14 protein-coding genes and 2 pseudogenes are annotated in these 11898 nt (G+C 37.8%); 3 read left to right on the top strand and 13 right to left on the bottom strand.

Features of this window, described 5'->3' with window-relative positions; genetic code table 11:
- The 10 genes and pseudogenes from DYY66_RS12780 to DYY66_RS00325 all read right to left on the bottom strand — a co-directional run.
- Positions 1-188, bottom strand: a pseudogene (locus DYY66_RS12780) (transposase); the annotation flags it as partial.
- Positions 172-534: a hypothetical protein gene (locus tag DYY66_RS00385; RefSeq protein ID WP_166285227.1), complete on the bottom strand. Its 363-nt coding sequence runs from the start codon at positions 532-534 to the stop codon at positions 172-174. The pseudogene DYY66_RS12780 and the gene DYY66_RS00385, both read right to left, overlap by 17 nt.
- 169 nt (positions 535-703) lie before the next feature.
- The gene (locus tag DYY66_RS00380) at positions 704-985 is read right to left on the bottom strand and encodes a hypothetical protein (protein ID WP_166285225.1); all 282 of its coding nucleotides are present in this window, start codon (positions 983-985) and stop codon (positions 704-706) included.
- 54 nt (positions 986-1039) lie between these two features.
- Positions 1040-1246, bottom strand: coding sequence for a hypothetical protein (locus tag DYY66_RS00375; protein ID WP_166285223.1), 207 nt, complete (start codon positions 1244-1246; stop codon positions 1040-1042).
- Positions 1247-1502: 256 nt separating this feature from the next.
- The gene (locus tag DYY66_RS00370) at positions 1503-1754 is read right to left on the bottom strand and encodes a hypothetical protein (RefSeq protein WP_166285221.1); all 252 of its coding nucleotides are present in this window, start codon (positions 1752-1754) and stop codon (positions 1503-1505) included.
- A 75-nt stretch (positions 1755-1829) separates the two neighbouring features.
- Positions 1830-2064: pseudogene (locus DYY66_RS00365) on the bottom strand (Lrp/AsnC ligand binding domain-containing protein); the annotation flags it as partial.
- A gap of 28 nt (positions 2065-2092) precedes the next feature.
- A complete protein-coding gene (locus DYY66_RS00360; protein WP_166285219.1) occupies positions 2093-2344 on the bottom strand; it encodes a hypothetical protein in 252 nt (83 codons plus the stop codon).
- Positions 2345-2488: 144 nt separating this feature from the next.
- Positions 2489-2740, bottom strand: coding sequence for an Lrp/AsnC ligand binding domain-containing protein (locus DYY66_RS00355; protein WP_166285217.1), 252 nt, complete (start codon positions 2738-2740; stop codon positions 2489-2491).
- A 2587-nt stretch (positions 2741-5327) separates the two neighbouring features.
- Positions 5328-5635, bottom strand: a 308-nt coding sequence (locus DYY66_RS15465; protein WP_394352510.1) for a plastocyanin/azurin family copper-binding protein, incomplete at its 3' end; no start/stop codon positions are given.
- A 6-nt stretch (positions 5636-5641) separates the two neighbouring features.
- The coding region (locus DYY66_RS00325; protein ID WP_255495937.1) for a plastocyanin/azurin family copper-binding protein at positions 5642-5942 on the bottom strand (301 nt) is incomplete at its 3' end.
- A gap of 1317 nt (positions 5943-7259) precedes the next feature.
- On the opposite strand from DYY66_RS00325, the gene DYY66_RS00310 reads away from it, so the two are divergent.
- Positions 7260-7748, top strand: a complete 489-nt coding sequence (locus tag DYY66_RS00310; protein ID WP_166285201.1) for a PEFG-CTERM sorting domain-containing protein — start codon at positions 7260-7262, stop codon at positions 7746-7748.
- A 54-nt stretch (positions 7749-7802) separates the two neighbouring features.
- Here DYY66_RS00310 and DYY66_RS15460 read toward each other — a convergent pair whose 3' ends face one another.
- Positions 7803-8573: an MG2 domain-containing protein gene (locus DYY66_RS15460; protein ID WP_394352511.1), complete on the bottom strand. Its 771-nt coding sequence runs from the start codon at positions 8571-8573 to the stop codon at positions 7803-7805.
- Between the two features lie 610 nt (positions 8574-9183).
- Between DYY66_RS15460 and DYY66_RS00300 the strand changes: the two genes are divergently transcribed.
- Positions 9184-9441, top strand: a complete 258-nt coding sequence (locus DYY66_RS00300; protein ID WP_166285229.1) for a tetratricopeptide repeat protein — start codon at positions 9184-9186, stop codon at positions 9439-9441.
- A 323-nt stretch (positions 9442-9764) separates the two neighbouring features.
- Here the strand turns inward: DYY66_RS00300 and DYY66_RS00295 are convergent, their stop codons facing one another.
- Complete coding sequence (locus DYY66_RS00295; RefSeq protein WP_166285197.1) at positions 9765-10055, bottom strand: hypothetical protein; 291 nt, start codon at positions 10053-10055, stop codon at positions 9765-9767.
- A 122-nt stretch (positions 10056-10177) separates the two neighbouring features.
- Between DYY66_RS00295 and DYY66_RS00290 the strand changes: the two genes are divergently transcribed.
- A complete protein-coding gene (locus tag DYY66_RS00290) occupies positions 10178-10408 on the top strand; it encodes a hypothetical protein (protein ID WP_166285195.1) in 231 nt (76 codons plus the stop codon).
- Between the two features lie 353 nt (positions 10409-10761).
- Here the strand turns inward: DYY66_RS00290 and DYY66_RS13485 are convergent, their stop codons facing one another.
- Positions 10762-10893: a hypothetical protein gene (locus DYY66_RS13485; protein ID WP_255495934.1), complete on the bottom strand. Its 132-nt coding sequence runs from the start codon at positions 10891-10893 to the stop codon at positions 10762-10764.
- Positions 10894-11898 lie beyond the last annotated feature (1005 nt).

Below are 11898 nucleotides of genomic sequence, written 5' to 3'. Positions count from 1 at the left end.
TTGATTGTAATCCCACATGCTTCGCTCGGAGTCTTACCATCCAAACCCATGTGTGGCCTAATGTAGTTATGATAAATCTGATAACCTGAAATCAATGGGGAATCTTCTTTTTTCAAACCTCTGACTACTTTCTCTCTATCCCGAATCTCTCCGTTGAGGCGTTCCATCTTGTCATTGCAATCTATCAAGTGCTTCCTGAATCATTTTTGCGGTAGCCTCCTTATCAGAAACCTCAAAGACAACCTTCTTGTATTTTTCATTTTCCAATTCAACTGTAATACACTTGTCAGGGTCATGCATCTCATAAAAAAGTAAACCTTCCTTACTCAAGAATCTCCCATCAACTACCAATTCTGGAATCCTTGTGCCAGCCACTTTTAACATCTTGAAATAGTTCCAATCTGCCTTGGCTGTCGATATAGACTTGACATGCTTCAATGGAACCACAAGTTTACTCTTTAGAGCAAGAACCTTGTCTACTCCAGTCAGTGTAAAGACAAGATTATCGTTTTCTATATTTATTTTTCCTGCCATATCATATCTTAATTTTTACCTGTATTTTGAATTAAAGTTATTCATTTGTCATCTCCTTCAATCAGACTTTCTTGAAGTGAATACGATTAATGTGAATGGTTCTCTGTTCTAACAGTAGGTTCTGTAATCGGTGTAGACTCTAACTTGTAAAAAAGCACCTGGTAACAAATCAAGTTTCCATTATCTTAAAAAATTGTGCCACATCTTGTTCATTAATCAGTTCGTCTAATCGAGCTTTTACTTCACTGATGATATAATCATAATCTTCTTTGTACACTTCTTTGAGTATTGGTTTTAGGTATTCAGGGTGTGTGTGGCAATCCCTGATTGAAATATCGTGAACACCAAGTTTGGCCATGGTTAAGTTATATTTCGTGTTCCCCATGCTCATCAAGACTATTTCCAATGATGCTATCAGAGCTATTTTATGCTGTTCCGCATAACGACTCATCATGTCCAAAGGTAATGTTAGCTATTAACCATTTCCCAAAATTTGGGACAATTTCTACTCAAATCCCACAATATAGCCAGTCCTATTGTTAATTTTGACCTTTTTTCTGGTCTCTTTATCAAAGGACAAAACCAAGACTTGTACTATCCAGGTTTGGTCTACTAGTTCAGATTTTTCGATTCTGATTACAGAATAACTCTGACTCAGAAAAGTTCTTGCAATCTCTTCGGCCTGACTGTTATTCATATTTAGAACAAACATATCTCCACACACCAGAGATCTAAGATCATTCTTGTTATTTATTCATGCAAGTAAGAATATTCTATAAAACTTTTCTAGGTTAAAGCCAATTCTTCCTAGTAGAAGATTAGAATTTTACTTTGTTTTATGATATTTTATTTGATGATTAAATCCAGTTCTTAATTTGATCTGATGTAATTGTAGAATATCTTAGCCCTTCAAGATAAACGAATTATAATTTACATTGAGCATTCACTCCGTTCAGGTTTAAGATTTGTTATGCGAAGTTGGAGATTATAGGATGATGACGCCCTGCTACTCCCCATGCGACGGCAAATGCAACTATGCTTGCCACCAATATGGCGCCGACCATATGTGCTGTATCTAGTGGAAGGCATCCAACGTTGTACACGTAAGCTTGCTCTCCACAGGATGGTTGTTGTGCAAATGCCAAGTTAGTACTTGCCATGGCAAGTATACCTAGCATCATAACGAGTCCAGCCAGTTTTGCTGTACCTACTCTAACCATGTATCATATACGACATCGTAATATTTACGCTTGTCAGTTTTTCATCAAAACAGATTCAAAAGATTTCACAGTAATTCACATTCCCTGGTATGTTGAATGGTTTTGCCCATCAATTCCTACAAGGGTCAGCGTAGATTTTATCATCTGAATTTTTCTAATTCTCAAAGCAATTATCTTGTTTAGTTCCTCACGTGATGTTGATTCTATTTCAGCCACAATGTCATATGCCCCCATGATGCCATGTGCTTCTTTTACACATGATATCGTCTTTAGTTCATCTAGTACATGTTTTTCAGCGCCAGTTTCACAGNATTCACTCCAGTCAGGTTTAGGATCTGTTAGTTGAAGTTGTGGATTATGTTATAATGACGCCCTGCTACTCCCCATGCTATGGCAAATGCAGCTATGCTTGCCACCAATATGGCGCCTACCATCTGTGCTGTATCAAGTGGAAGACATCCTACGTTGTATACATAAGCTTGCTCTCCACATGTTGGTTGTTGTGCAAACGCTAAGTTAGTACCTGCCATGGCAAGTATACCTAACGTCATAACGAGTCCAGCTAGTTTTGCTGTACCTAATCTAACCATGCATCATATACGACATTGTAATATTTACGCTTGTCAGTTTTTCATCAAAACAAATTCAGAAAGCTTCACAGTAATTTACTAGTGCCAGATTAACACTTGTCAAGCCTGATGAAAGTTCTTTCGTCCCAATCATACACATATTCCCTAGTATGCGGAATGGTTTTGCCCATCTATTCCTACTAGGGTTAGAGTAGATTTTATCATCTGAATTTTTCTAATTCTTAAAGCAATTATCTTGTTTAGTTCCTCACGTGATGTTGATTCTATTTCAGCCACAATGTCATATGCCCCCATGATGCCATGTGCTTCTTTTACGCATGATATTGTCCTTAGCTCATCTAGTACGTGTTTTTCAGCGCCGGTTTCGCAATTGGCCAAGACATATGCCTTTACCATGGTACCATTACAACATAGTTTCTATTATGATTATTTCTAAAGATCAAATACCCACATTTCGAATGTAACTAACATCCTCACATACCAACACAGAAAAATTAAGGGAATCTATGTTGCCGGCATAGATTCTGATTCAAGTTCATACAGGCTCTTCTTTGGGATTTTTTTATAGTCTTCATGCAATATCATGCCTGAAAAGAATCCCATCACTGCACCATACAGAACGTGCAGTATCAAGGCTCCCCAAATTATTGTACCCAGATGTGCTTTAAGTACAGACACTGCAAGATACTCTTGTCCTGACACGGCAGAGGAGCTTGCTGTAGCATCNCTTTAAGCACAGAGACTGCAAGATACTCTTGTCCTGATACGGCAGAGCTTGTTGCAGCATAAAGTGCTGGGATCATCAGGTACAAGGTTATTGGCATGAAAAATATTGCATACACCTCAAGTCCTGTAACACCACCTGCAAAGACTCCCTTCCACATACTTCGCAAATATAGTGCAGGATGCAATGCAGAACACATGCAAAAGACTGCCCCAATTGTAGCAGCTGTTAGCATGTGAACAATACTGCCAAACAATATGGCAGGTATTCCATGCAACCCTACTGCAAGTCCTATCATCATGTAAAAGCTTCCAGGCGGAAGATTCAGACTGGAATCTATTCCAAAAAATGATGCAAGAAGAGCAACCCCACCTGCAATTCCTGCTACAGAGCCTGCTTTGGCCTTACCATACATCTCGTGCCGAGATATTGGCATCATACAATACAATGCACACCGAAATATTTGAACTTGTTTAGATTGTTGAAAAGCATGGTTTTATCTGAGCACAGACAATGAGCATGGGATGATTTTGTATGCTCATATTTTGATTAAGCGAGGCTGTTTTGGTTTGCTAAAATAGTTCACGATACACTCTTCATGTGTGTATCTGCCTATATTACACGAAGTTTGGCAGAACCAGCAAACACCTTTGCAAAACTTTGGTGATTCACTCTCTTGCATAATATCATTAACGTCAAACACAGTATTATTGATGATCAAGTTTTATTGCCAAGTCGTAATTTTGGATATACAAAGATCATAGAAGCAATGGAAACAACCAATACAATAGGAGCCATAGAGCTAAATTCTGGCACTGCTTGGCTAGACACAGGCATCTCAGCAGCACTTGTTCCTATCAGTTGTATGGTATGCATACTGTGATGATAGTTTATTTCAAGTGCAGTCTCAGATGGAGTATCGGATACGACAACAACTCCAGCAGAGTTGTATGGTTCCACGTTGCCATCTACCATGACTTGGATCTGGCCACCAAGCAAGGATTTTGGAACAATGATATCTGAAACTCCTCTTGTCCCGGTCTCACCCTGTACGTTAAACGATATTGTCTTGCTTTGCGAGTCAAACGAGAAGTCAGACACTGTAGAATTGCTAGAGATTCCAACATTAAAGCTGCCATCTTTTGTTGCTACTGAGAATTCGTCAGGAGCCATAACTAGGAAGCTTGTAGATGAATCTAGTTTTGCGGCAGTAGAGACATCCAATGTACTTACAAGTCCAGCTTTTGTTTCAAGCGATGATTCTACAGAATATTTTCCAGTTGCGTTATCAGGTAGACTAATTGGAACAACATAATCACCATTGCNGATTAACTGGAACAACATAATCGCCATTGTTGTCTACCTGGGTCTCTTTAGTGTATACAACGTTGCCATTTGGATCTTTGAGTTTGACAAGGACTAGTTCTGTTACAGAATTTCCATCAACACTACTGACTGGTACAGTTGCAAGATATGCACCACCCACTAGATTGACCAACCCGGTCCAGATTGAACCAGATATTCGGACTTGATCAGATGGTTTGTAGATCTCATACCCAGTTTGAGCAGTGACGTAATTGTTTGAACCAGGACTTAGTTTTGGATAAGACGACATGTACGATTGTGTTAAACTGATAGTATCTGTACTAGACACGTTATTTTCATTTGTCATATTTTGTGCTTTTGGTTCATATTGGATTATTGCAGTAGCTACAGAACTTGACGACCCGTACTGTGCATATACAGTATAATTANGTTCTGTTACAGAATTTCCTTCAACACTGCTGACTGGTACGGTTGCAAGATATGCACCACCGACTAGATTTACTAACCCGGTCCAGATCGAACCAGATATCTTAACAGAGTCCGATGGTTTGTAGATCTCATATCCAGTTTGAGCAGTGACGTAATTGTTTGAATCAGGATTTAGTTTTGCATAAGATGACATGTATGACGACTGGGTCAAACCGACGGTATTTGTACCAGACACGTTATTTTCATTTGTAATATTTCGTGCTTCTGGCTCATACTGGATCATTGCAGTGGCTACAGAGCTTGATGACCCATACTGTGCATATACGGTATAATTATTTCCAGGAATCCATATTTTTCCAGTTGCATCCACATTGACAGAAAAGTCATTTCCAGTTCTTGTTTCTGTATGACTTGCAGATATGCCAGTACCTTTAGAATCAATTATCCAGACAGTGACCTGTTTATTTTGGACATATTTTGATACCTGGCCTGAGATTTGTATCNTTAGAATCAATTATCCAGACAGTGACCTGTTTATTTTGGATAAATTTTGATACTTGGCCCGAGATTTGTATAGTATCTCCGTTGTGATATACAGATTTGTCAGTTGAGACAAGAATTCCAGTAGGCGGTACTGGTGTGTTAGTGCTTACATCTACAAATCCAGTCATCCAAGGATGAAATAGGCAATAGTAATTGTATAACCCAGTCTTGTCAAAAGTATGGGAGAATGAGCCACCTTGTGCAATGACTCCACTGTCTACTCTACCATCAAATCCAAGTCCAGTTTTTCCAGTTGTAACCGTGTGCACAGCAGNCAGTCATCCAAGGATGAAACAGGCAATAGTAATTGTACAAACCAGTCTTGTCAAAAGTATGAGAGAATGAGCCACCTGGTGCGATGACTCCACTGTCTATTCTACCATCAAATCCAAGTCCTGTTTTTCCGGTTGTTACTGTGTGCACAGAAATGTCATCGTTTTTCCATGTTACGGTGTCATTGACTTGAATGGAAAGGTCTGACGGGGACAAAGAGAACGGGATGTTTGGATTTGAGGCCCCAAGAGGAATCGTGACTGGAATGTCTGCAAAAGAGGCAGAGAATGTAACACATGCCATGACTGGCAAGATGAACAATATCCAAGATCTAGAAGAATTCAATGTAAGATATGTCAATTTTTTTTATTTTAGGCTTGCTTATGATTCCTACTAGTGATTTTCAAAAATAAGCTCAGGCGTGATGAGTTTTTTGAAAAATACAATTCATGCAAATTTGTGCAAGACATATCAGACATTTTAGAGCAAGAGAGTGTTGTAAGATAAAATACTTGCGCAGTTTTCCTTAGTAACTGATTTAGGTTTTCAAGTGCATTGCGTGGTAACATGAAACCCGTATTGATTGCAACATTGCTTGGAGTAGTTTCAATCATAATACTACTACCGGTGGCAAATGCATTGACACCAAGATCAGACTTTAGCGATAACGTTAGCACATACAGATTATTTGATAGTACAAAAGTATGCGGTGATCATCTCTGCAAGCCAGGAGAATGGAACAAATGGATAAACAATTTGTTTTCTAGTCAAATTAAAAAATTCAGTGACCTATTAGGAATAAAAACTCCATCGAATACGGTCAAGAATACATCTTATGATACCAAAAATGCTCTTCACACATCAAGCGGAGACATAGCTAGAATTAACACATTTGGCATGGATGGCGGAAGATTTACCTCATTCATATCAGTGACCAACAAGGGTCCGTTTGACGTAAACCATATTGTAATATCTCAGACAAACCCAGATGTCAAGGTACTCAAAGCATGGATTACCCCTCAATGGAATTCTAGCATAGCTCTATACCAGACTAGTTTTGACACATCAAAAANATACATCAAGTGGAGACATAACTAGAATTAACACATTTGGCATGGATGGTGGAAAGTTTACCTCAGTTATATCAGTGACCAACAAGGGTCAAATTGACGTAAACCACATAGTCATATCTCAGACAAACCCAGATGTCAAGACATTCAAGGCATGGATTACGCCTCAATGGGATTCTAGCATATCTCTATACAAGACCAGTTTTGATACATCAAAATCATCACTTACCCAAGGACAAACGCTCAACATTGTCATAGTTACAGATGGCAAACCGGCATTTAGCCTAGATACTCTTGCTTCCAACTAGATGTTACAAAAGTTAATCTCACAGTTGTATACCACCATGTTGTTGAAGAAGATAATCATCCTATCCATACTATTTCTAGTCATCTCCCCACTTGTCATATCTGGAAATGCCNATCACTTACTCAAGGACAAACACTCAACATTATCATAGTTACAGATGGCAAACCTGCATTTAGCCTAGATACTCTTGCTTCCAAATAGATGTTACAAAAGTTAATCTCACAGTTGCACACCATCATTTCATTGAAGAAGATAATCGCTTCATCCATACTAGTTCTAGTCATCTCTCCACTTGTTACATCTGGAAGTGCTTTTGCAGATTTTAATGCAACAAACGGCAAGTATTTTTGTAATACAAAGGACTTGGATGCTGAAAGATACGGATATTCATATTTCATTTACCAAGAGAATAGGTATTGGGAAGGCGAAAGGCCAGGAGATATTGCTGCAACATTACTGAAGACCAATTTTAGCAGTGCAATGCTAGATAATTTAGGCAAGGCATATCATTGTCTTAAAGATAACAATATTGATCCAGATTCAGTGCAAAAAATCCCCACATACTTGTTGGAAGGGTTGAATTTGGCAAAAGCGCAAAATCCAGAAAAATTTGCACAGATTGCCCCAGACTTTTCGAATTATGTTCCAGTTCCAGAGTTTGGCACTCTTGCTGGTGTGATTATAGCCATCTCAATAATAGGCGTAATAATAATTTCAAAAAGAAATAGTTGATTCCAAATCGTAACTGGTAGAACTATTATATCAAAAGATTATCAGATGAGTACCCTATAGACGAATGCGTTTGATTTGTGAAGACACTACAACCAAAGTCAGTACAGAAACAACAAGTGCCACAGATGTCAGAGTACCAAATTCTGGAATTGCATTTGTCCCAACTATATCAATTTGGTGAGTGCTGTGGTGATAGTTAAGTTCAAGCGTTGTTTCAGTGTCTGTATCAGCAGTTTCTACAACATCACTTTGTGCCATGGCTTGACCATCAATCATCACAGTCAAATCTCCATTAAGTAGAGATTTTGGAATTGTTATCTCTGTTACACCCTTTGTTCCAGCATCCCCCTGAACTGTAAAAGATAGTTTCTTGTTTTGTTCATCAAAATTAAGATTAGTTACACTTGTGGAGTTACTTGCTACTTGAACGTCAAAATCATGTCCTTCTGCCTGTACACTCATTGCATTTGGAGAGACAACAACAATTTTTGCCGAACTCTCCAAGTTATCCTTTGCCTTGAGTGATAAAGTATTGAGCACATCTGCACTGACATCTGCAGTTACATTCACATCGTATGCACCCTTTTTAGCATCAGAGGGCAATTGGAATTCTGTAGAATATTTCCCATTTGCATCAACTTGACCCTTGCCGTCATAAACCATGTTTCCGTCATTATCTTTTACCTGAATGGATACTGTGTTGACATTGCCAAGTGATGTCATCAGATCAGACCAAATGGAGCCGTCTATTGTTACATTATCTCCAGGTTTGTAGAGATGTCTCTCAGATTGGACTGTAAATTCATCGTCAGAGCTTGCAGACATTTTTTCATATGTATTTTTGTAATGCTCATGCATTCCAGATTCATTTGCACTTGCATGGCTATTTTCATTATATTCATCCTGAGACTTGGTAACAGATGCATTTGTACTAGAATCAGATTTGCCAGACATCTGCATGCCAGATCCAGATTGGCCTGACATGTTCACATCAGAAGAAGAATTTTCCCCAATGGTGGACTTTCCAACATGTATTTTCGTGGTAAGGTCAGAAGAAGAATCCACACCATAATCAGCAGAGGCATAAGGAGCAAGATGCATGATTCCAACCAGACCTGCAAAGATACCCAAAATTAGGATGATTTTACCAGATCTAGTTTGTAAAGCTCTAGTGATATCCGACTTGCCAAGATATCGCATTATTTGAAGAAGAGNGATTTTACCTGATCTAGTTTGTAAAGATCTAGTGATATCCAACTTGCCAAGATATCCCATTATCGTGAATATAAAAATTTACTATAAAAACAATTTGTAAGAATGTTCTATGCCCAGATTTATGAATAAAATGTAATCTAGGAGGTTTGTCTCATGCAAAAAACCAAAGATTGTTCCAGAAGAATTTTACAGCCACCTTAAAAGTCATCCATGCCAGGATATGATCGAATTGCAAGAGATAAGACATGAAGCAGAAAACCCACAAACTGTTTCATCAGAGGCAATTAATGCACTGTATGATGAAGGTAAACTTCTCTTGTGTATGGGCAGATATGAAGAGGCATTGCAATGCTACGATAGACTTTTGGAGATATCACCATCATCAAAGAAAGCACTAGGTTACAAAGGATTGGCGCTCTCCAAGCTAAAAAGACATGCAGAAGCTTCCCAGTGTTATGAAAAAGCTTTGACCTGCTAAATGGTACAATAAACCAAGTGACGGTTTAACAGCATTGCCAATAGACTACATAATAGTACATAGGTCATAGATTGATCTGTTATCAAAAGATGTTAAACTATAATGATCAATTGCTAGAATAATTTGCGTTTAATCTTTAAAACGGATTGTGTTATACACGAAAAACAAGTGTCAGAGATTACTCCCGAGCGATTACAGGCCCTAGCCCAATTTAATCGGCTAAACGATATTATCGCTCCCTCTATGTTTATCATTTACAAATAGGCATAGAGACACTTTTTTATTATTAATTTAATGGAGAGGTCAACCCCATTAATTTACAATCAAAGATCTTTAACAGATTGGTTTCTTGAATTCAGAATTAATGTCACTAGTGGCATTCCATATATCATAGCATTAACACCATAGAATATCATCCAATGTGAACTGGTTTTGGATATACATGTATTGTGTACATCACTAGAATTTACAATCACATAGTTTTGATCAGATTTTTTGCAGTCAAGTTCAGACAAGGCATCATACCAGAGATATGAAATTGGCACAAATGATACAGACAGGACTATGAGAATTATGACCCGAATTTTGAGCGATTTTCTACGTGGTTCCCACAAGTATTTTCAGCCTCTTTATTCTAGATAATCACAAGTTTGCAGTCATAAATATTCTGCCAAAAGTCACTTACCTTTAAGGCATAGTAGATATCCGTATATTCAAGAATCACGTATTATACCCCATGTCGTCATACACTGGTTCGTATGAGAAAGTAAGAAAACATCATGACGGATATCTGCCCATTGGAGTAGCATTGATGATCGGATGCTGCCTAGTGACGATATTTGTAATCAATCCACAGAGTGGTGGATATGCAGGAGGCACTAACCAACTTGCATTTTTTGAAGCTGCAGGGGTTATGTTTGCCGGAGTGCTAATAGGATACATAGCACTAATCTTCAGATCCGTCTAGAACAACAACAAGAACAGGAAGTAATATGTCAGCATAGTCTGTTAAATTTTTTTCATAACCANTTGTAATCAATCCGGAGAGTGGCGGATATGCAGGAGGCACAAATCAATTGGCATTTTGGGAGGCTGCTGGTGTAATGTTTGCCGGTGTGCTAATAGGATACATAGCACTAATCTTCAGATCCGTCTAGAATAACAATCAGAAACAAAAAGTAACATGTTCAGCATCGCTAATACAATTTTTAAGACTAGTTTATTTTGTCCACCATACCCGTGCCAGTTTTGATCTAGTGCTTTTTTAGTTCATTACTAATAATCTTGTGAATACGCCAGTTATAGAATCAAAAATGGTTATTACGACACTAGAGGTCTGCCACACTTGGAGCATTTGATATGAAACATCTCCATGTACACTTGTTGTTTTGTGTCAACTTCGATGCATTGTTTTCCACCTTCTTTGCATAGGTGACAAAATTCTTGCTTCATACAGTATTATGGCATTTCAAAGATATAAGATTAGAGCAAAAAAGTTTAGTACCGGAGGTTTTTGGGAATTATAAAACATTCAAGACTTGGTACAATGACAAGACGGTCTAGTTCACAAAAAACATTCATCTGACGTATTTTTCTATGACAGCTTGCTCACCCACGTTTTGTATTTCAGTTAAGAGATCATCCAAGAGAGATAAGCTTTGCAAGATCAGTTCTTTTGTAAGTTTTCCACTAGCTGTCTTATTTTTTAGTACCAGCTTTTCATTATATGCAAAACTAGAGAGGCTTATACTATCTTGCATATTTAAATTCACATAGAATTTGACATAATCAGAAACAGTTCTGATACCCATAGTCAAAAGTACAACTGCCCAGTATTTGATTCAGATGCCTAATTTCCAATAGTAAATTGCTGTTTTAAGACAGGTTTTGTCACAGATACCTTGTTTACGCCAAGATTTGGTATGCATCTTTCATCATGGAACGTCTTGATTGACGCATATCATCATAGGTATGACACGGATGCAACATTCCTTCGGACTTTGAACCACATAGATTGCAGATGTGCTGCATGACTTGTCTGCATATAGCACACAAAGAGTATTTTTTGAGAGTACCTCCGCATTTCCTACATGATTCATAGGACAGATTCCATCGTTCTACATTTTTCATATGAGACGAGTTATTCATTTCACTTTGTCTCGTTTAATAATTATTAAATCGCACTACTTGATGACAAGTTATAATATTATCTACAAATGTTCTATATTCACAATTCAGTTTGAAAAAAATAGATCGGCACATCATATGTTTATTTTCACATTTCCATAAACCACAGATCATCGCTCCAAGATTTTTTTGAATGATTTTCCATTTTTATATAGATAATTACACCCATATTGTTTTACGTTATCGAGTTTATACATATTAGAAAGGTAGACATGAATAACTCGCACAAAAAATATTGGCTAATACTAGCTTTCGTCTTGATTCTCGCAT

The organism is Candidatus Nitrosotalea sp. FS, from assembly GCF_011319475.1.
GTDB lineage: Archaea > Thermoproteota > Nitrososphaeria > Nitrososphaerales > Nitrosopumilaceae > Nitrosotalea.
Note: the sequence above shows the minus strand (reverse complement) of the source record. Positions and strands in the feature narration are given on the sequence as shown.

Bases quoted from the DNA above. Each gene is read 5' to 3' on its own strand.
- DYY66_RS00290 (WP_166285195.1), top strand. From the start codon at position 10,178: ATGTCGTCATACACTGGTTCGTATGAGAAAGTAAGAAAACATCATGAC.
- DYY66_RS00360 (WP_166285219.1), bottom strand. From the start codon at position 2,344: ATGGTTAGATTAGGTACAGCAAAACTAGCTGGACTCGTTATGACGTTA.
- DYY66_RS13485 (WP_255495934.1), bottom strand. From the start codon at position 10,893: ATGAAGCAAGAATTTTGTCACCTATGCAAAGAAGGTGGAAAACAATGC.
- DYY66_RS00380 (WP_166285225.1), bottom strand. From the start codon at position 985: ATGAGTCGTTATGCGGAACAGCATAAAATAGCTCTGATAGCATCATTG.
- DYY66_RS00300 (WP_166285229.1), top strand. From the start codon at position 9,184: ATGATCGAATTGCAAGAGATAAGACATGAAGCAGAAAACCCACAAACT.
- DYY66_RS15460 (WP_394352511.1), bottom strand. From the start codon at position 8,573: ATGTCTGCAAGCTCTGACGATGAATTTACAGTCCAATCTGAGAGACAT.
- DYY66_RS00385 (WP_166285227.1), bottom strand. From the start codon at position 534: ATGGCAGGAAAAATAAATATAGAAAACGATAATCTTGTCTTTACACTG.
- DYY66_RS00370 (WP_166285221.1), bottom strand. From the start codon at position 1,754: ATGGTTAGAGTAGGTACAGCAAAACTGGCTGGACTCGTTATGATGCTA.
- DYY66_RS00375 (WP_166285223.1), bottom strand. From the start codon at position 1,246: ATGTTTGTTCTAAATATGAATAACAGTCAGGCCGAAGAGATTGCAAGA.
- DYY66_RS00355 (WP_166285217.1), bottom strand. From the start codon at position 2,740: ATGGTAAAGGCATATGTCTTGGCCAATTGCGAAACCGGCGCTGAAAAA.